Source organism: Aureibacillus halotolerans (assembly GCF_004363045.1).
Taxonomy (GTDB): Bacteria; Bacillota; Bacilli; order Bacillales; family DSM-28697; genus Aureibacillus; species Aureibacillus halotolerans.
The window spans coordinates 24,561-45,132 of record NZ_SNYJ01000001.1; the positions used below are offsets into that span (position 1 = coordinate 24,561).

Consider the following 20,572-nt stretch of genomic DNA (forward strand, 5'->3'; position numbering starts at 1 on the left):
ACTCCTCCTCTTTTCCCACATTGTTTTAAGCTGTTTAATATCTCCATTTCTAAATTCTATTTATTTTAAGATCGTCCATTGCCCGATGTGCTAAGTGGCTTAGAACTCCCTTATTTCCAACGAACACAACTTGAAATTTTTTAGTCGAGCCTTTTTTTTGCATTAGGGCAAAAAAAGGTTGACGATGTTGCCTTCTTGTTATAATGTTTCTCTAAGGAAACTTTCGTGATCAACAACAATTACATTGCACAAAGTAAAAGGAGTTGTATGAATGAATCATTTGAATCGTTGGGTCCTATCGTTCGTTTGTTTAACCTCATTCGCCTTACTCGTTGGATGTTCTTCTTCATCTACCACCAATGAGAAAGGAGAAGGCCCTATCAGCATCGTGACGACAATTGCCCAAATTGGTGAACCGCTCCAACGTATCGGCGGCGATCTCGTTGACGTAACGTCCATTATGGGTCCAGGTGTTGACCCCCATACGTATGTTGCAAGCCAAGGCGACATTGGTACGCTCCAGCAAGCAGATCTCATTTTTTATAATGGCCTTCATTTGGAGGGACAAATGAATGAGATTTTTACAAAGCTAGGCGAAGAAAAACCTGTTTTAGCCGTCGCTGAAGCCATCCCCGAAGATCAATTACTCACTGATGCCGCCTCACAAGGAGCTCCTGATCCCCATGTATGGTTTGACATCAGTCTTTGGAAAATCGCAATCAGTGCTGCCGTTGAAGAGTTGAAAGCCTATGCTCCTGAGCATGCTGAGACGTTTGACAAAAACTTGAAGACATATATCGAAGAGCTGGATGCCCTTCAGCAGGAAGCCTCTTCAAAATTAGCGAAAATACCTGAATCCAAACGATTGCTTGTCACTGCACATGACGCATTTGGTTATTTTGGTCGTGCCTTTGACATTGAAGTTGTCGGTCTGCAAGGGTTAAGTACGGAAGATGAAATTGGGCTCTCCGATATTCAAAAAACCGTCGATACAATTGTGGAGGCTGAGGTCCCAGCCGTTTTTATTGAAACGAGTATTAATACCTCCTCTATCCAAGCTGTCATTGAAGGCGCAGAACAAGCCGGAGCAGAAATTACTCTAGGTGGAGAACTTTTCTCTGATGCAATGGGGGAAGCTGGTACGCCTGAAGGTACTTATTTAGGGATGTACACTCACAATGTGGATACGATTTATACATCACTAGCTGGAGGTGAATAAGGATGGCTGTATTATCCGTTTCAGAATTATCAACCGCATACCGAAAACAAACGGTCCTCCATGATGTCTCTTTTACAATTGAACCCGGAACGTTAACAGGGATTGTAGGGCCGAATGGTGCAGGAAAATCGACTTTATTAAAAACGATCCTTCAACTGCACCCTGCTCTTACCGGCCAAGTAAAGGTGTTTGATTCCTCTTACACGAAGGCGAAAAAACGTGTCGGTTATGTGCCCCAGCGTGGGTCAGTGGATTGGGATTTCCCAACCAACGCACTTGATGTCGTCCTGATGGGCACGTATGCAAGGGTCGGCTGGTTAAAATGGCCATCCCGCAAGCACAAAAGCGAAGCAATGGGGGCATTGGAAACAATGGGCATGGAAGCATACGCCACTAGGCAAATCAGCCAATTGTCTGGTGGACAGCAACAGCGTGTCTTTCTCGCAAGAGCATTGGTCCAAAATGCCGATCTATATGTTATGGATGAGCCACTCGCTGGTGTCGATGCCGCCACAGAAAAAGTCATTATGGCGACATTGGAAGAGCTTAAAAAAGAGGGAAAAACGGTGCTTGTTGTCCATCATGATTTACAAACAGTGGCTGATTATTTCGATCATGTACTGTTGTTGAACAAAACCGTCATTGCGCACGGAGCAACAGAAAATGTGTTTGTTCAAGATCAAATAGTTCGGACGTACGGTGGCGCTGTTAAAACACTTAAAGAAGGTGAAGGGCATGTCTTTTATGTTGGGAAGTAACCTTCTTTGGGTGCTTTTAAGCACAATTGCTTTAGGAATGGCCGCTGGCACAGTAGGCTGCTTGTCTTATTGGAAGAAACAGAGCTTAATGAGTGATGCGCTAGCTCATGCGGCATTGCCAGGCGTTGTTATCGCTTTTCTCATCATCGGAGAAAAAAATGGTCCTCTTTTAATTGTTGGTGCTGCCATTAGTGCCGTCGTTGCTGCGCTTTTTATCCAATGGACGGTCAGATCAAGTCGGATTCATGAAGACACAGCCATGGGAATTGTGCTAAGCAGTTTTTTTGGCCTAGGCATGATGCTGCTTGCCATTACGAATCGTACGGCCAATGGCAGCCAAAGTGGTCTTGATGGGTTTATTTTCGGGCAGGCCGCTTCGATGGTGCGTACCGATGTATACACGATGGGGATCCTTGCTATTCTCGTCCTGCTTGTCATCGGACTTGGATTCAAGGAATGGAAGATCTATCTATTCGACGCACAGTTTGCCTCTGGTCTTGGCCTTTCCACAGGCGCAATGAATACGCTTTACACAGCATTGCTCGTCTTGACAATTGTTGTCGGTATCCAAGCCGTTGGCGTCATTCTGATTGCCGCCCTTTTAATTATTCCAGCAGTGACCGCTCGGTATTGGACGTCATCGTTTAGCCGGATGCTCGTCCTTTCTGCTATATTCGGTGGCGGCTCAGGAGGAATAGGCACTTTTGTTAGCTCACTAAGCACGGGGTGGCCAACGGGTCCCTTTATCGTCTTGGCTGCCTCAACGCTGTTTTTGATTTCATTGTTTTTTGGAAAAGATAAAGGCTTAGCTCTTCAATATTTTTACTATAAGAAAGTGAGGAGTTGAACGAATGAGCTACACAGCATGGATTATTTTAACTGCAGCTCTTGTTGGACTCTCTTGCGGACTTATTGGTGTCTTTTTAATCCTTCGTAAAGCAGCAATGATGGCCGATGCAATAAGTCACACGGTGTTACTCGGCATTGTGATCGCATTTATGATCACGAATGAATTAAACGGCCCACATATGGCGTTAGGTGCTATCATTGCTGGCTTATTCACGGCATTTCTTGTCCAATGGCTCCAGTCTCGCGGTGTGCAAAAAGAAGCCTCCATCGGCATTATCTTTACGACATTGTTCGCTGTTGGGGTCGTGCTTATCTCTACGTCCATTGGCAATGCGCATTTAGATGTACGTCATGCCTTAATGGGCGAAATCACGTTTGTGCCTTGGAACACAACAACAATTCCGCTGCTTGGTGAAGTACCTATTGCAACACTCACTCTTGCCATTGTGTTGCTTATCGTTGTTGCCGTTCTTCTTCTTTTTTATAAAGAATGGAAAATTACTTCATTTGATCCTGCGCTTGCAGCAAGCCTCGGTATTCCCGTCGTCGTGCTCCATTATGTGTTTATGACGCTTGTCTCACTGACGACAGTTGCTTCCTTCGACGCCGTTGGAGCCATACTTGTTGTAGCGATGCTCATCACCCCAGCAGCAAGCGCCTATTTATGGACCGATCGGCTTGCTGTCATGCTCATCCTTAGCGCTTCCTTTGGCGTCGCATCGGCGCTATTGGGATACCTTGTTGCGTTTATGATGGACACATCCATTTCCGCTTCGATGGCCTTTGTTACTGGCATTTTGTTTGTATTTAGCCTTTTGTGTTCGCCTACACAAGGTGTATTTTCTAAAATGCGTCGCCGATCCGTTTGAAACTCTCAAACGCCAACACCTCATCAAAAGCAAAAGCGCGCCGAATCGATTATCGATTGGCACGCTTTTTTTATTGCATATAAAACCGAGGTATAGGTGCTATATTTCAACGACCCAACGCCCTTGAGCTTTCCCTTTCAGAATATCCTCTAACGCAGTGGGCAGCTCGTCGAAACGAATCGTTGTCGCCAAACGAGTAAAGTGCTCAGAAACATTCAAGTCAGTTGCCATCCGATTCCAAGTCAACTGTCGTTTAGGCATCGGGCACTGAACAGAATCAATGCCTAGCAGTGAAACACCTCGTAATATAAATGGCATGACAGTGGCTGGCACTTTTACCCCTCCCGTCAATCCACTTACAGCAACTGCTCCTTGATACGATAGGCGGCTTAGCACATTCGCAAGGGTCGTGCCTCCAACCGGATCAACGGCTCCAGCCCAAGTCTGGGATTGAAGTGGGGTCGCCTTCTCCCCTTGAACATCTTCCCTACTGATACTATCCTTTGCACCCAAGCCTTTTAGAAAGTCATGCGCTTCTGTCTTTCCAGTACTTGCAACCACTTCATATCCTCGCTTCGCAAGCATCGCAACGGCCATGCTCCCAACGCCGCCCGTTGCACCTGTCACAAGCACAGGTCCTTGTTCGCGTGATAATCCATTTTCCTCTAAACGCTCCACGGAGAGGGCCGCCGTAAAGCCTGCTGTCCCGAAAATCATAGCGTCCTTTAAAGAAAGTGTTTCAGGCAGTGGGACGACCCAATCAGCAGGCAGTTGTGCGTACTCACTATACCCACCGAAATGCTGCACGCCTAACCCATAGCTCGTCGCAATGACTTCATCGCCTTCAATAAAACGAGGGTCGCTAGAGGAAATTACTATACCCGCCATATCAATGCCAGGGACCATTGGATAAGAACGTACAACGCCACCTTCCTCTGTTGAAGCAAGACCATCTTTATAATTTACACTTGAATACGCCACCTTAAGTAAAATGTCGCCTGCTGGCAGATCATTAAGCGTGAAATCTGAAATGACTTTATAAATTGTCCGTCTTGTTTATCAACGACAAAGGCGTTAAATGGTTTGATTTTCATTGTTAACGACCTCCTTCTATTTAAGTTCTACATTAAGCGTCTACCCCTTTTACGATCTCACTATTACATCGATTAGCCATTGTCAAAATAAGGTCAATTTGGACATCAACCTTATTGTCCTCGATTTGTAGTGGCGAGGTATAGAGCTAGGCTGGTTGGGGATTTTAAAAATGATGAGGCATGTGAGTGGATGGAGGTATATGAATGGGATTAAACGGACAAGTCCTCATTGTGACAGGCTCTGGCAGCGGTATCGGCAAAGAAACGGCATTACAACTGGCCAACCAAGGAGCGATCATTGTTTCTGCCGATTACGACGAAGACGCAGCAAAGGAGACCGCTGATGCAATTATAGGTCATGGCGGGCAAGCCACCGTTGTCAAAGCGGATGTGTCGAAGCCAGAACAGGTAGAACAAATGGTAAATGCCGCTGTTGAGGCATTTGGAACACTGAATGGCATTTTTAATAATGCAGGCATTGGTAATGTAAAACCCTTGCTGGAGCATGATGTAGAAACGTATCACTCTGTTATTGACGTGAATCAGCACGGCGTATTTTACGGCATCTCATTCGCAGCTAAAAAGATGGTAGAGCTCGGTGTCAAAGGGACGATTGTAAACACCGCATCAATATACGCTTATATGGTTGCTATAGGCAGCATTAATTATCATGCAGCGAAAGCAGCCGTCGTGGCAATGACTAAAAGCGCTGCACTTGAACTGGCACCGCACAACATCCGGGTTGTCGGAATTGCCCCTGGTTTTATTGACACACCCATTCTTGGCGATGACAAAGCCATGAAGGAAAAGCTGGCAAATCAACATATGAGACGAAAGCTTATCCAACCTGAAAAAGTAGCATCTGTAGCGACCTTTCTATTTTCTAATGAAGCAGATGCCATCAATGGATCGGTCATTCCGGTAGATGATGGATTTTTAAGCTTCAAGGAGTAGATGAAAGATAGAAGGCTGCAGATCCGCATTGCTTTCTTTTTGCTTTATCTTCTCTGGAATTCTTTAAGTTCGAAAGCGCTCCTTCACGTTGAAAAAGTACATTGTTTTTGATTTACCTGAGCGTTTTCATTCGATATTACTAAACGCACAAGGACTGGATTCTCATCGAAACCAGTCCTTGTTTATATGGGAAGAAAAGTATTATTGCTCTGTCGTGATACCCATCGCCTGTAACCACGTCTGTGCGATGAGGGCATGACCGGCAGCGCTCGGATGCACACCGTCCTCAGCCCAAAAGGCGGCTGGTTTTTGTGGACAAACACTTGCAAAAATACCATCTAACGGAACATAAATTGTGTTAAATTCGACCGCTAATTGGCGAAGGGCATGAATCTTAGGATCCAAATCCTCTCGCCACTCTTTGCGATCCTCTGGTATAGGGAGGACAAATGGTTCTAATAGAAGAATGGTTGCATCACATGAAGATTGCGTTTTTTGGAGAATATCTCTAACGTGCGTTTCATACGCTTCCACACTAGTTGGGTCATTTGTTTTGTACCTTCTCCAAGTATCGTTTATGCCTACAAGCAGTGAGACAATCGTCGGTTTAAGCGATAAAGTGTCCTCTTTCCAACGAGATGAAACATCCACAGCCCGATTTCCACTGATACCTCTGTTGTAAAAAGTCACTTTTTTTTCTGGACACGAAGCAGCAAACCAAGCTGCCACCATATTCGCATAACCTGAGCCAAGTTCTTTCTCATCTGCACGATCGCGCCCTGCATCCGTTATACTATCCCCTTGAAATACAATAACATCACCATCCACAATTCTCATCATTTGCCCCCCTCATTTAGTCTTAACTTTTTTGTGGCCTATTTCGTTGATGCGCCTATTTCGCCTTCAAGTCAGCTATAATCTCATACGAGCGCAGACGTGAAGTCAAATCAAAAATCTGCGCTTGAATCATTAACTCATCCGCCTCTGTCTCTGCTAAAAAGGCTTCAATGCCTCCCTTAACTTCTTCACGATTCCCAACGATGGAGCTACCAATACGTTGATTGACAATGGCTTTCTCATGCTCACTCCAAGACTGGTTTATGTCTTTAATTGGAGCAGGGAGCGGTCTTCTTACATCCCGAATAAGGTTTAAAAATTGTTGCTGCATCGAGGTAGCCAAATAGTGCGCCTCTTCGGATGTATCAGCAGCAATGACATTGGCAGCTACCATGGCGTACGGCTGACTCAAAACGGACGATGGTGTAAAGTTCGTTCGATACACCCGTAACGCTGTCGTCGTATTTTCAGGGGAGAAATGACTTGCAAAAGCAAAAGGCAATCCAAGCTGACCCGCTAACCGGGCACTAAAATCAGATGAGCCAAGAAGCCAGATTGGAACCTGTGCGCCTTCTCCAGGAAATGCACGCACCATTGGCAACCCACCAATGTCCTTTGGAGAGAAATAGGCCATAAGCTCATCTAGCTGGTCAGGAAATTCATACCCCGTTTGTCCAAGATTTCTCCGAAGTGCTTGTGAAGTCACTCGATCTGTTCCAGGCGCCCTCCCAAGACCTAGATCAATTCGTCCAGGGAACAAGGCGTCGAGCGTACCGAACTGCTCTGCGATGACAAGAGATGAATGGTTGGGAAGCATAATTCCTCCTGAACCAATTCTCATGGTTGACGTCGCTTGGGCAAGATGTTGTATAACAAGGGATGTGGCTGCGGATGCAATTCCTGGCATATTGTGATGCTCCGCAACCCAAAATCGTTGATACTGTAATGACTCAGTAAGTTGTGCTAAGCGCTTGCTCGCCTCAAAGGCTTCGGCAATTGTCCCTCCCTCCACGATTGGAGCTAGATCTAAAACAGAGAAAGGTGTCGAATGCAAACGATCCTGTTGATTTACCATATTAGTCAACCTTCCTGTCGTTAATAGTTAATTTATGGAATCCCATTACGGGTCGTAAAAAACCAATCAATCCCATCTATCTTAACGACATTAAATCAACCTCGTCAACGAATACGGTCTGACCATTCTTAAGACATTGTACACCCGCTGTGAAAGTCCAGGATGGTATACTAAAAAAACTGCGAAAAGGGGGTTTTCATCTTGCAGCGAACCTATTTAAAGCTCTTAAATATCCAAGAAGCATCGCCATCGAAAGCAACTCTAGCTCATCTAATCAAACGGCACCAAGCCGTGTTTCCTTTTGAAAACCTAAGCAAGATCAAGACGGTTCTTGATGGAGAACCACGTTTACCGACTATTGAAGAATGGTTGGCTCATGCCGCAACGAAACCAATCGGCGGCACTTGTTATATTTTAAATATGCATATCTATGATTTACTTAAAACGCTTGGGTATCATGCACGGTTGCTTCGCGTTGGAGAAAGTCATACGGGCATCGACGTGGATGGATTGGATGATCAGAGCTCCATTCATTATGTAGACGTTGGCGCAGCTGCTGCTTTTTTCGACCCGATTCCACTTACTAACAAGACTCGTGATGTTCAATTTGCAGATTTGCGCTTTCATATTGCCCCACAAGCTGGAAATCACTATTTGTTTACTCGTTTTCGCAAAGACGTTGAAACCGGCCCGAAGTGGTTGTTTGATAAGACAGATCATGCCAACCCTACTGATTATGCAAACGTCATAGCAGACTCTTTTAAGACGGACGCTCCCTTTATGAAAGTTTTACGCTACCAGATTTGGCAACCTGAACAGGATCGTCTCGTGTCCCTTCATAATGCATCTGTTAGCACTCGTTCCCGCGACGGACGGTTTGAAACGCAAAGCGCCACATCATTTCATGAGCTTGAAAGACTTACGCAACAGGCTTTTGGCTTTTCACTGCCTTATTTAGAAGAGGGAGTTCAGTGGATGGAGCAACAGCAAAATAACGACTTTTTTAAGACTACTTCCTAACCTTACTTTATTCAAATAAATGCATATCAATTTGTTTCCCTAGCAAGTGAACAAGCATTGCATGGAGTTGACCTCGATGGTGTGTGAGGTGAACTAGAATTTCTAACACCCATCCATAGACGGAGTAGCTCACGCCCCATTAGGCTGTTGTTGTCTTTTGCATCTCTGTTTCAGTCAAGTGGAGGATCTCTGCTTCCAACCAAGCAACGTTTGAGACAAGCATTGACTTGATCTCCTCCAATGTGTGTAAACCATTGTTTCGATAAAACTCTGCCATCGTTTCTTCTGTTGCCTCTGATGCGATGAGCCAATCCGCTTTAGGAAGTAGTGCAAGATGTGAAAGAAGCTCACCGATCGAATGTTTCCTTTGCGTGGGCCTGATAGGTAAATCCTCATCTGAAAGAACATCTGTCATCTGTATGATAGTGTGAGTAACAAAAGCTATTTGGTGGAGTGTGGACGACAGAAAATCATTCATGTCTGGAAGTTTCCTTTCGGCGATAAAATACGACTTATACTGTACTTTTTCGTTTGAGTGTATGTAAAACATCATAGTACAATCGATACTAGATTACATCTGGTGCAACATTGAAAACAGAAAGCAGAAACCGCTATACGCTTACCAAAGCCTATAGCGGTTTTGCATAGTAAAGCAATCACGTTCTTGTTTGTCTCTGTTAGTTAATGATTGTTATTACTCATTGTATTCATCAATGACATCTGATCCGCCTTCATTTTTCCACGCTTCGATAGCTGCATCAAAGCCTGCTTCATCTGTCTGACCGAGAATATATTGATACGTTGCATCATCAATAATTTGCTGCAAACTTTGTGATCTCGAATCAAACGTTTCAGAAATACGTCCAATGGTTGGATTATGAACAAGGTAGTTGTTGTTGTCCTTGTAAAGTTCATATGCTTTTGTTGTTGGTGCATAATCATAATGACCTTCATAGCGTCCATTTGTTTCAGGCTCACCGATTTCAAGCGGTGTGTACGGTTTGATCTCATTGTTGATAGAAACGGTATTTTCTTCTAGAAGCTTTGCTTTTCCGTCAACCAATTCATAATGTTCGCCTTCAATTCCCCAAATGAGCAAGTTTGCCCCTTCTGGAGACATGAGGTAATCATAAAATTCCAATATTTTTTTCAGTTCATTTTCATTCTCTACTGCCGATTTAGGAAACAAGATAAGACTTCCATAGCCTGGGATGGAGCGAGTTGTATATTCACCATGTGGACCTTCAACATAATTGTGCACGTCGAATTCGACATCAGGGTTTAACGCTTTCGCATCATCATAAATCCCTTGTACATCCGCCATAGAACCGATATACGCCCCAGCAGTGCCATTTTTCAGCATTTCCTGTTGATCAGCTTTGCTTGTTACAGGGGCATCTTTGTTAATATATCCATTGTCATAAATCTTTTTAAAATAATCCATTGTTTGCTTGTATTCAGGAAACATAAACTCCGGAAGCAGTTTGCCATCTTTCTCACCCCAAAGATTAGGTGACCCGAACCATGCTGTGACCGTATTGAATGTCCCCAGATTTCCTCGGTCCGTCAATCCAATGGTATCGTCCTTACCATTGCCATCTGGATCATCCTCAGTGAATGCACGCAACATTTCATAAAATTCATCTGTTGTCGTTGGTGCTTCTATGCCAAGAGCATCTGCCCAATCCTTTCGATAAATAATGCCAGTACGTGATAGCGGTCTTCCGGCATATAATGAGTACAATTTGCCCTCAACTTTTTGATTTTCTAATATGTCATCATTTAATTTGCTGAGGTTCTCATAATCATCAATATAAGGTCCGACTTCCCAGAATTGATCATCACGTACAGCTTCTCGAAGCTGAGAAAATTCATGATTTTTCACAAGAACAACCTCTGGAACCGTTCCAGTAACAAAAGCCGTGTTCATTTTCTCTCCGTAATTATTGTCAGGAACCCATTGGATTTCCAACTCCGTATTTGTCGCCTCTTCAATCAATTTCTCAAGCCGCTCATTTGGTACTTCAGCGGTATGGAGATTTAACAATAATGAGAAAGAAAATGGACCATCACTGCCTCCCTCACTAGTTGAAGCGCTTTCATTATTTCCACATGCAACGATGACCAATAGACATGCAATGAGAATCAACTTTACCCATATTGAACGCATAGGCTCCCCCTCTATTCCGTTTTATACATGCACAACCATCCTTATCGGATGACTGAATTTTACCACTTCACACACTAGTATTACAATAGGTTTAGATAATTTTATAGGTATAAGATCCTTCGAAATTAAATTAATGAATAAATATTGTATTAGATTACCAAAAAATCCAAAAAAAAAAAAAACGGTATGCTGCAATCTTTTGCTAGTGGCCGCTTTTGTTTGCAAGATCATCTAGTCGCATGAAAATAAGTAGAATAGATTGTGCTTTTAAGCTGAACATTGTTTCCAAAATGTTTTCGATGTGACTTTCATTCCTCTAAGGCGTGTCTTAAAACTTGCTCAGAGGCATCTGTCACCGCCTTTTCATCCTTACCTGCGTTTCTTTTTTTGACGTACGCCCGGTACGACTGCGAAAAAACGCCTTGCTTGGAACGAAAATTCGGCAACATCTGCTCCCTTCTGAGTACTCAGACACACCCTAGTAATATTTGTAGAGGACCTGTGTTCCCTTTTCACTGAATCCTTTCTCTGCCAGAGTTTCGTACATTGAATGACTAAGCGACACACCTGGCATCCTTAAACCCAATTCCGCTGCTGACTCAATGGCAATCGCCATATCCTTAATGAAGTGCTTCACGTAAAAACCTGGCTCATAGTTATCTTTTATAATGCGTGGCGCAAGCTGACTCAATGACCAACTCCCTGCGGCACCGCTATCAATGCTTTTTAAGACGGTTTCTGCATCGAGGCCTGCTTGCCGTGCATATGCCAAAGCCTCGCTCATGCCGATCATCGTTGACGCAATAGCCACTTGATTGCACATTTTGTTGCCACAATCGCTCACTTCTGCTCGCTGCTTTGCTTTATCTGGCGTTTGTCACTATAGTATCTTCTTTATTTCAGTCTTGCTTTCACGCTACCAATGGAGAGATGATGTGCTCGCACAAAGTTGGAAAACTTCCTATTGCCATTGAACCTTTTGTCCTATATGATAATGTATTATTACTGACACTTTTAACGTGTCTAGGAGTGGGGGAGTTCAATAGTGGGGAAGCAAGGGTTATCAACAAAAACAATTGTAGCTATTGGGATAGGAACAGCAGTATTTGTCATCCTAGGCAGATTTGTCACATTGCCATCCGGGGTACCTAACACAAACATTGATACAGCCTATGCCTTTCTTGCTCTAATGGGGGTTCTTTTTGGCCCTTTGGCTGGTTTTTTGATCGGTTTACTTGGGCATGCATTAAAAGACGCTGTTTTCTTCGGAAGCATTTGGTGGAGCTGGGTCATCTGTTCTGGCTTGGTCGGTTTATTTTTTGGTTTAGCAGGACTGCGTTTAAAGGTCCGCGTTGGTGAATTTACGACAAGAGGAATCATTTTGTTTAATGTCGTGCAAATCATCGGTCAATTGCTAGCTTGGTTTGTCATTGCTCCATTACTTGATATCTTGATTTATGCCGAGCCTGCCAATAAAGTATTTTTGCAGGGTGCTGTTGCTGGAACAGCAAATATCGTTACAGTTGGTGTCCTCGGGACGTTGTTGATTGCAGCCTATGCAAAAACACGAAATCGATCGGGCAGCTTACAAAAGGAATAGTCTTCTGCGTGAGCGACACTCATTGTTACAGAAGACAGCTGGGAGATTTCAGATGACTACACCCGTGATTACATTTTCAGATTTCAGCTTTACGTATCGATCTCAGGCAGAGCCTACGCTTAAAAACATTAATCTATCCATATATAAAGGAGAAAAAGTGCTTATTATTGGTCCTTCAGGATCGGGCAAAAGCACTCTTTCTCATTGTATCAATGGGCTTGTCCCATTCTCTTATGAAGGAACGAGCACTGGTAATCTAAAGATTTCAGGTATGGAAACAAAATCAATGAGCTTATCAGCACTGTCAAAACAGGTCGGTACCGTTTTGCAGGATCCTGATAGTCAATTTATTGGGTTAACTGTAGGTGAGGACATTGCCTTCTCGCTTGAAAACGATGCGGTTGAACAAAGTGAGATGCACGAACGTGTCGAACAGGCAGCAAAGCTTGTCGGCATGGAGCTTATGCTGACGAAACGATTATTTGAACTTTCTGGTGGCCAAAAGCAGCGGGTTGCCCTAGCCGGCGTACTTGTCGATGATGTTGACGTATTGTTATTTGATGAGCCGCTTGCGAACCTTGATCCACGCGCTGGCAAAGAAGCAATGGAGCTTATTGATCGTATTCACACCGAAACCGACACAACGCTCATTATTATTGAACACCGACTGGAAGATGTTTTGCATATTGATATCGATCGAGTCATTGTCATAAATGACGGTTGCATCGTTGGGGATATGCCACCAGACGAGCTGATGGTCTCTCCACTACTTGATGAGTGCAATATTCGAAAACCATTGGCCATTAAAGCATTGCAATACGCGAACAGTCCATTGACGGTTGAGGATCGTCCTAGTCAATTGAAACAACTTTCACAGCAGCGGCATTCCCAGCACCTCGTTAACTGGTTGAATACACAAGGGATGAATGCCCCGCAGGTCGCTAGAAAACCACTGCTTACGTTGGAGCAACTATCATTTGGCTATACTCAACCCTCTGAACAGCTCCTAAACATCTCCTTTTCTGTACACGCTGGTGAAATGATTAGTATAGTCGGACCTAATGGAGCAGGCAAATCAACACTTTCAAAGGTCATTTCCGGGTTTCTAAAGCCCTCTAGCGGAACGATAACGTACAATGGTTCTCCGATAAACGATGACACGATTAAAGAACGGGCCGAGCAAGTTGGGCTTGTTTTACAGAATCCAAATCAAATGATTTCCAAACATATGATTATCGATGAGGTGGCCTTTGGACTAAAGCTGCGAAAGCTTCCTCCAGAGATCATTGAACAAAGAGTGAACGATGCGTTGCAAGTGTGTGGCTTGTATCCGTTTCGCAATTGGCCCATTAATGCTTTAAGCTTTGGTCAGAAGAAACGAGTGACCATTGCCTCCATCCTCGCCTTGCAGCCCGGACTCCTCATTGTAGATGAGCCTACAGCTGGTCAGGATTACAAGCATTATACAGAAATGATGGAATTTCTCTCTTCCTTAAGAGACCAAGGGGTCGGCATCCTTATGATTACCCACGATATGCATTTGATGATGGAATACACGACACGTGCGTTAGTGCTCGTAAATGGCAGGCTGGAAGCAGATATCTCACCTGCACGACTCATGAGTGATGAGACCTTAATGGAGAAAGCGCATTTAAAAGAAACTTCCTTGTATACGCTAGCGATGCAACATCACTTGTCCCCATTACAAATGGTCGAACGGTTTATTTCTGCTGACAAGGAGGCTCGTGCCAATGGCAGTTGATATGCTTTCGTATATCGAACGTGATTCAATCATTCACCGACTTAGTGGGACAACAAAGCTCATTGGGTTTTTGCTTTGGTCATCGGCGGCAATGCTGACATACGATACACGCGTCCTCATTTTTCTCTTTATTGCAAGCTTGATCCTGTTCAAGTCATCTCGTGTTTTATTTAAAGACATCTCTTTTTTGGTCTATTTTATGCTTATCTTTTTAAGCTTGAATACGATCGCAATTTACCTATTTTCGCCTCAGGAGGGCGTTCGAATTTACGAGAGTTCGACGGTATTGATTCCCCTTGGAGGACACTTTGACCTGACTGCGGAGGAATTGTTCTACCTAGCGAATATCATGCTTAAATACATTACTGTCATCCCAGCAGCATTGCTGTTTATCGCAACAACCAACCCAAGTGAGTTTGCCTCCTCCCTTCATCGAATCGGAGTGAACTATAAAATCGGGTATTCTATTTCCATTGCCATGCGCTATATTCCTGACATCCAACGCGATTACAGAACCATTGCGATGGCTCAGCAAGCACGAGGCATCGACCTTTCAAACAAAGAAAAACTTAGCAAACGGGTGAAGAATGCGTTAACGATTGTGACGCCGTTGATCTTTTCTAGCCTTGAACGTATCGAACAGATCAGCAATGTCATGGATTTACGAGGATTTGGCAAACAAAAAAAACGGACCTGGTATGCGGCCCGTTCTTTTCGGAAAAATGATGTCATTGCTTTGGTGATTATCGTGGTGTTCTTTTGTGCCTCTATGGTGATTACGTATTATGATGGAAGTCGCTTTTACAACCCGTTTCATTAAACCCCCCTCGTGCCGGCCTTATGTTTGGTTGGCACACAGGCCTACTTAGGTTGTCCTAGTGACTTTTCCAATAACTTCGTTGGTTATGGTCGAAATTGAACCAACAAGGTCTATCTCATTTCTTTCGTTCTTTACAAAAACCAAAAGCGGTAACTAGTGAGACGCCAGCAGCAAAGAAAACACGACGAGATCTTTTCGAGGTTAAGATGCGCTAAGGTGCACGGGAATGACGATCGCTCCGTCAACATACTGCGCTTTCAGTGGGGCACGGCTTCAGCTTCCTCGGAAAGCAGGCTTTCCGAGGGGATCTTCAGCTCGCGCTGATCCCACTAGAGTCTACGTATGTTGGCTACGCTGATGTTTGTTTCTGCGTACATTGTTTTATTGTGGCTGGTTATCGTATAGAGGGTAAAAAGCTGTGTTGCAACCAAATAAGGCAAGTAGTTGCAATGTTTCAAGGTAGATCACCTGGTGCCTTTTACACGAATGTCGTTTGGTGAAGGAATGCAGTGAAACCATAAAAAGTCGGTCTCATTTGATTCGTGCTTTATCATAAACCAAAAGCGACGACTAGTGAGACTCCTGCGGCAAAGAAAACACGACGAGATCTTTTCGAGGTTAAGATGCGCTAAGGTGCACGAGAATGACGATCGCTCCGTCAACATACTGCGCTTTCAGTGGGGCACGACTTCAGCTTCCTCGGAAAGCAGGCTTTCCGAGGGGATCTTCAGCTCGCGCTGATCCTACTAGAGTCTACGTATGTTGACTACGCTGATGTTTGTTTCTGCGTACATTGTTTTAATGTGGCGTGGTCTCGTATAGAGGGTAAAAAGCCGTGTGGCAACCACATAAGGCAAGTACGTGCACTGTTTCAAGGTAGATCACCTGGTGCCTTTTACACGAATGTCGTTTGGTAACTGTTGAAAATGAAACCAAAAAAGATCTTTCGCATTTCATTCGTTCTTTATCATAAACCAAAAACGGCTACTAATGAGACTCCTGCGACAAAGAAAACACGATGAGGTCTTCTCGAATCGATGTTGCACTTGTACCCGAAGGGTGAAAAGAAAACACGATGAGGTCTTCTCGAATCGATGTTGCACTTGTACCCGAAGGGTGAAAAGAAAACACGATGAAATCCTTTCGAGTCGATGTTGCACTTGTACCCTTTAGGGTGAAAGCGAACGTATAGCCGTTTGGCTATAGAAAAATGTTTTCCCGCAGTTAACTTGTGCGAAAACAAGAACTATAACTCATCCTGAATAAAATAAGACCTACGTTACCTGATAGGGGCACTAGCTCATTAACGTTCCACCGTTCACATTAATGGATTGACCCGTAATAAAATCTGACATGCTTGATGCAAGAAAAACCGCGGTTTCAGCGACATGCTTCGGTTCCCCTATGCGACCGAGAGGAATTTTTTCTAGTACCGTTTGCCGGTATTCATCAGTCCATTGCTTGCTCATATCGGTCTCAATAGGACCTGGGCAGATCGCATTGACATAAATTTGATGTGGGGCCATCTCAAGGGCAAGGTGCTTCGTTAAATAATCGACGCCTGCCTTAGAAGCCCCGTACGAAGGCGCGGCATTTCGATGTGGCGCTTTCGCGGCGGTCGAGCTCACATTAATAATCTTCCCTGCCCGATTTTCTATCATTAATGGTAACACAGCTTGGCAAAAGTAAAGTGTCCCATTTAAATTGACATCCATGACCCGTTGCCAATCGTCAATCGACATCTCAAGTGTCGTGCTACGTTGGTTAATGCCTGCATTATTGACAAGGATATCGATTGTTCCATAATGGATCTTCGCTTCCTCTATCGTAGCCTGCGCCGTTTCTGCAAGTGAAGCGTCTCCTACGTAATAGATACAATCAACACCACGTTTTTTGACTTCTTCCACTCTCTCTTTGAGAAGGTCCTCGTTTGTCCCAGTAATCATCAACGATGCGCCTTCATCAGCGAGTCCAAGTGCAATGGCTCTCCCGATGCCTCTACTCGCTCCTGTCACCACTGCTGTTTTCCCTGTCAGTCGCATAGCTTTTTTTCACCTCTTTCATTCCCCGTTCTTTGTTCTACGTCCAAATGCGTTATATGTCCCCTGCCTCAATGAATGCATGCGTCATCACTCTCTGTTCCGTTTTAAAACATCTCCTATTACTATATCAAAAACGTCTGAAAACAGGAAATCTTGTCTTCTCTGTTCACCACAACCAAAAGTAAACGCATTATGGTAGGATGATAGAAAGTACTTTTGTACAGACATTGATAGAAGTGGAGGTACGTCTTTGTTTCTGATCTAAAGCATTAGTAGGCAAAGGCAACTTATATGAAGGATACATTACTCTTAATTGATGGATTTAATTTACTAAGCAGAGGGTATTTTGCAACAGCTTATGGAAAACCGGAAGACGAATTGCCGCGCAATGAACAAGGGCTTCTAATTAATGGGGTACGTGTCTTCATCCAAAAACTCATGCGCCTCATTGCTGATTATGAATGCACGCATGTTGTCGTCACATGGGATGTGAAGCGTGAGGAAACGACGCGAAGACAGGAGCATGCCTTTTATAAAGCCTCTCGTGAAGAGCTCCCATCTCCCCTTCTCGAACAATTTGAAACAACACAGGCTGTGCTTACTGCATTAGGCATTGAACAGTTGACGCACCCGCCTTTTGAAGCAGATGACATTATTGGTACATTATCCTACCGATGGACAGAGGACGCTCGAGGCATGTGTTTTGTCTATAGCAATGACAAGGACCTTTACCAGCTGCTAAATGAGACAAGTGCACAAATCCTTGCTCAGAAAAAACAAGAGCTGGTCTATCGTGTCGAGCATTTTGTTGAAGAATTTGGCGTCACTCCTGAGCGTTGGGTCGATATTAAGGCTTTGCTCGGGGATAAAAGTGACAACCTCCCTGGATGTCATGGCATCGGACCAAAATCGGCTCTACCACTCATTCAGCGCTATGGATCTGTTGAAGAGCTATACGCACAAATTGATGAACTAGATGACACACTTAAAAAACATCAGAAAAAACTCATTGCAGGGTATGAAGATGTTCTCGTCACCAAGTCGCTTGCACAGATTCAATGCCGCATTCCTACGCTTCAGGAGGTAGACATGGACAGCTTTTTGATTGATCTTCCAGAAGAACTATTTTATGAGATGACGGCAGCCTACGGCATAAAAGCGGTATACCCAGATACGCTTCGCCCGAGGCTTGTTTAAAGGAGGAAATGCATGAGTATACATCCTTTGCCACGTACTTTTTATGAACGACCAACATTGCTTGTCGCCGAGGAGCTCATTGGCAAACATCTCATTCATAAAACCACAGAAGGTGAATTTTCAGGAAAAATTGTTGAAGTTGAGGCGTATAAAGGGCCAGAAGACCGTGCCTCGCATACGTTTGGCAATCGACGCACCGACCGTAATGAAGCGATGTTCGGTCCCGCTGGTCACGCGTATGTGTACATTAGCTACGGGATGCACCAGTGCATGAATTGTGTCACTGTTGGCGAAGGGTCTCCTGAAGGCATCCTCATTCGGGCATTAGAGCCCCGCTCACCGCTCGATTTGATTGCAAAACGGCGTTTTGGCGTATCATGGAATGAGCTGACGCCAGCACAACAACGCAACACAACCAATGGGCCCGGAAAACTAACGCAGGCGTTTGGCATTACCCGCGAGGCCGATAATAAAAGAGATCTAACCGACCATTCAACACTGTTTGTTGTTGATTTAGGGGATGCCCCTTCCATCGTTGGCACGACACGCAGAATTGGGATTGATCATAGTGGGGAAGCCGTTAATTACCCTTGGCGATTCTATGAACATGGCAACCCATTCGTGCTTAAGAAGCATTTGCCTAAATAATGATTCGCCTTTTGTGTCACCACAGAGTAGAAAACAAGTAAATTAAGCAGTTGTTCAGGCAGATTGAAAAGGCTTGTCTTCGAGAACGGAGCTGCCCCTCAGGCAACGAGCTGTTCTTGGCGAGCGTATGTCAATAGCCTGATGACTTCTCTTTCTGCTGCCACCGACATGACGTCCAACGAATCAAGAGTACACAGCCACGCACCCATTCATCAATAACAAAAGCCCACCAAATACCGATCAAACCCCAATGAAACATAATGCCAAAGACAAACGAAAGCGGAACGCTAATTCCCCACATACCAATGATGTTAACGATCATCGGAAACTTCACATCCCCAGCTGATTTTAAGGCGTTGTTGTAGATTAAATTTAGCGCACGTCCAGGTTCGAGCACGATGGCCGTCAGCAAGAGACCTTTGCCGAGCGTAATAATAGCCTCGTCGTCGGTAAACCATTTGAGCAAGGGATCGGAAAGGCTATACATAAGAAAAGCCATTCCAATCGAAGTCGCCATCGCCCATTTCGCGTAGCTATGACTTTGATGATAGGCAGCTTGGTTTTGCTTTGCCCCTAAAAGTCGAGAAATAAGCAGCATTGTGCCTTGCCCCATTGCTCCTGCAAAGGCAGTAATAAACATTTTTAACGTATTTGCGTATAGATTGGTCGTTAATGCAATCGCTCCTATCGTTGCAATACAAACTGTAATGGTCATCATATGGGTGTTCCAAGCAACAGCGTCCAATGATGAAGGGGCACCTAGACGAAAAAGACGCTTCACATCGTGTCGCGCATGAACGAAAAATCTTTGATTGCTCTTGGAGATCAGGTTTTTTCGAATAAGTAGTCGAAAGAGGATCCATGCGCCGATAAGCTGACTTAGGACCGTGGACACTGCTACTCCAGTGACACCGGTGACTGGGAGACCAAAAGGACCGAAAATGGCGACGTAATTTCCAATGATGTTAAGACCATTTACAGCAAAAGCAACGTACATTGCCTGTTTGGTGAAGCCATGGCTTTTGAAAATTGCTGTCATGGTAAGCATTGTTGATTGAATGACAAGGGGAGATCCAACGATAATGAGATAGCTCGTAGCAGTTGGCACTAAATGAGCGGGCAGCTGAAAAAACTCCAAAAGAGGGGCAGCAAAAATAGCTAGCATAACGCCAAGCGCAAGACCAATAATCGCGTTAAGCAGGATAGCAACTTTGGCAAGCTGAGACGCTTCCTCTGTTTCATTCGCCCCTAAGCTACGCGAAACTAGAATGGTAACACCAATGGTCATTACGGTTAACGCTACAGTTACCATCATTAAAATCTGATTGGCAAACCCTACGGCTGCCACCGCATCGTCCGAATAAGCACTCAGCATAAACGTATCCACCAGTCCCATAAGACGCAACAGAAGTAACTCGATGAATATGGGCCATGAGACAGCAAACAACCTTAGGTGGTGACTCTGTAACATTCCATCCCCCCTACTTTGTTGAAGCACCAATCTCATTGTAAAGGGTAGATTGCAGGAGAAACAGTCTGAAATTTCATTTTTTTGTATGGTATACTTGCCTTAGAGGGGAGGAATTGCGTCCGTTGTCTTTCAAAGTGAAAAGCCTTGAACATGCCGGCGTTACCACAAGGGCAATGAGCACATCACA

The 20,572-nt window shown here is 44.4% G+C and carries 17 protein-coding genes and 2 pseudogenes; 11 read left to right on the forward strand and 8 right to left on the reverse strand.

All coding sequences use genetic code 11. The annotated features are described in order from the left end of the window. Positions 1–271 precede the first annotated feature (271 nt). The 4 genes from EV213_RS00135 to EV213_RS00150 are packed head-to-tail and all read left to right on the forward strand — an operon-like array spanning position 272 to position 3,695. Positions 272–1,219, forward strand: coding sequence for a metal ABC transporter solute-binding protein, Zn/Mn family (locus tag EV213_RS00135; protein ID WP_133578446.1), 948 nt, complete (start codon positions 272–274; stop codon positions 1,217–1,219). A 2-nt stretch (positions 1,220–1,221) separates the two neighbouring features. Further along, on the forward strand, positions 1,222–1,977 hold the full coding sequence (locus tag EV213_RS00140; RefSeq protein WP_133578447.1) for a metal ABC transporter ATP-binding protein: 756 nt from the start codon (positions 1,222–1,224) through the stop codon (positions 1,975–1,977). Further along, positions 1,955–2,824 (forward strand): metal ABC transporter permease, encoded by an 870-nt coding sequence (locus tag EV213_RS00145; protein WP_133578448.1) that lies wholly within the window; start codon positions 1,955–1,957, stop codon positions 2,822–2,824. The genes EV213_RS00140 and EV213_RS00145 overlap by 23 nt, the downstream gene beginning before the upstream one ends. Before the next feature lie 4 nt (positions 2,825–2,828). Next, entirely contained in the window at positions 2,829–3,695 is an 867-nt protein-coding gene (locus EV213_RS00150) for a metal ABC transporter permease (RefSeq protein WP_133578449.1), read from the forward strand. A 99-nt stretch (positions 3,696–3,794) separates the two neighbouring features. Here the strand turns inward: EV213_RS00150 and EV213_RS00155 are convergent. Next, positions 3,795–4,789, reverse strand: a pseudogene (locus EV213_RS00155) (oxidoreductase). A 204-nt stretch (positions 4,790–4,993) separates the two neighbouring features. Between EV213_RS00155 and EV213_RS00160 the strand changes: the two are divergent. Beyond that, positions 4,994–5,743 (forward strand): SDR family NAD(P)-dependent oxidoreductase, encoded by a 750-nt coding sequence (locus EV213_RS00160; protein WP_133578451.1) that lies wholly within the window; start codon positions 4,994–4,996, stop codon positions 5,741–5,743. A gap of 201 nt (positions 5,744–5,944) precedes the next feature. Here the strand turns inward: EV213_RS00160 and EV213_RS00165 are convergent, their stop codons facing one another. Both EV213_RS00165 and EV213_RS00170 read right to left on the reverse strand, forming a co-directional pair. Continuing rightward, positions 5,945–6,583 (reverse strand): SGNH/GDSL hydrolase family protein, encoded by a 639-nt coding sequence (locus EV213_RS00165; protein WP_133578452.1) that lies wholly within the window; start codon positions 6,581–6,583, stop codon positions 5,945–5,947. A 52-nt stretch (positions 6,584–6,635) separates the two neighbouring features. Then, positions 6,636–7,655 (reverse strand): LLM class flavin-dependent oxidoreductase, encoded by a 1,020-nt coding sequence (locus tag EV213_RS00170; protein WP_133578453.1) that lies wholly within the window; start codon positions 7,653–7,655, stop codon positions 6,636–6,638. 201 nt (positions 7,656–7,856) lie between these two features. Here EV213_RS00170 and EV213_RS00175 point away from each other — a divergent pair, with 201 nt between their 5' ends. Further along, positions 7,857–8,675, forward strand: a complete 819-nt coding sequence (locus EV213_RS00175) for an arylamine N-acetyltransferase (RefSeq protein ID WP_166639096.1) — start codon at positions 7,857–7,859, stop codon at positions 8,673–8,675. Positions 8,676–8,814: 139 nt separating this feature from the next. On the opposite strand, the gene EV213_RS00180 is transcribed toward EV213_RS00175, so the two are convergent. From EV213_RS00180 to EV213_RS00190, 3 genes and pseudogenes are all read right to left on the reverse strand, one after another. Further along, positions 8,815–9,153 (reverse strand): DinB family protein, encoded by a 339-nt coding sequence (locus tag EV213_RS00180; RefSeq protein ID WP_133578455.1) that lies wholly within the window; start codon positions 9,151–9,153, stop codon positions 8,815–8,817. Positions 9,154–9,369: 216 nt separating this feature from the next. Beyond that, positions 9,370–10,845, reverse strand: coding sequence for an extracellular solute-binding protein (locus EV213_RS00185; protein ID WP_133578456.1), 1,476 nt, complete (start codon positions 10,843–10,845; stop codon positions 9,370–9,372). Positions 10,846–11,323: 478 nt separating this feature from the next. Beyond that, positions 11,324–11,671 (reverse strand): annotated as a pseudogene (locus EV213_RS00190) (NAD(P)-dependent oxidoreductase); the annotation flags it as partial. Between the two features lie 216 nt (positions 11,672–11,887). Here EV213_RS00190 and EV213_RS00195 point away from each other — a divergent pair. From EV213_RS00195 to EV213_RS00205, 3 genes are read left to right on the forward strand one after another with little or no spacing between them, the layout of a single operon-like run. Next, on the forward strand, positions 11,888–12,445 hold the full coding sequence (locus EV213_RS00195) for an ECF-type riboflavin transporter substrate-binding protein (RefSeq protein ID WP_208112703.1): 558 nt from the start codon (positions 11,888–11,890) through the stop codon (positions 12,443–12,445). 52 nt (positions 12,446–12,497) lie between these two features. Beyond that, positions 12,498–14,207 carry an ABC transporter ATP-binding protein gene (locus tag EV213_RS00200; RefSeq protein WP_133578458.1) on the forward strand — a complete coding sequence of 570 codons (1,710 nt, stop codon included), beginning with the start codon at positions 12,498–12,500 and terminating at the stop codon, positions 14,205–14,207. Beyond that, a complete protein-coding gene (locus tag EV213_RS00205; protein ID WP_133578459.1) occupies positions 14,197–15,027 on the forward strand; it encodes an energy-coupling factor transporter transmembrane component T family protein in 831 nt (276 codons plus the stop codon). Before EV213_RS00200 ends, EV213_RS00205 begins: the two co-directional genes overlap by 11 nt. 1,295 nt (positions 15,028–16,322) lie before the next feature. On the opposite strand, the gene EV213_RS00210 is transcribed toward EV213_RS00205, so the two are convergent. After that, entirely contained in the window at positions 16,323–17,069 is a 747-nt protein-coding gene (locus tag EV213_RS00210; RefSeq protein ID WP_133578460.1) for an SDR family NAD(P)-dependent oxidoreductase, read from the reverse strand. Between the two features lie 291 nt (positions 17,070–17,360). On the opposite strand from EV213_RS00210, the gene EV213_RS00215 reads away from it, so the two are divergent. After that, positions 17,361–18,266 (forward strand): 5'-3' exonuclease, encoded by a 906-nt coding sequence (locus EV213_RS00215; protein WP_133578461.1) that lies wholly within the window; start codon positions 17,361–17,363, stop codon positions 18,264–18,266. Between the two features lie 12 nt (positions 18,267–18,278). Further along, positions 18,279–18,914: a DNA-3-methyladenine glycosylase gene (locus tag EV213_RS00220; RefSeq protein ID WP_133578462.1), complete on the forward strand. Its 636-nt coding sequence runs from the start codon at positions 18,279–18,281 to the stop codon at positions 18,912–18,914. 130 nt (positions 18,915–19,044) lie between these two features. Here EV213_RS00220 and EV213_RS00225 read toward each other — a convergent pair whose 3' ends face one another. Further along, positions 19,045–20,385, reverse strand: coding sequence for an MATE family efflux transporter (locus EV213_RS00225; protein WP_166639097.1), 1,341 nt, complete (start codon positions 20,383–20,385; stop codon positions 19,045–19,047). Between the last annotated feature and the right edge of the window lie 187 nt (positions 20,386–20,572).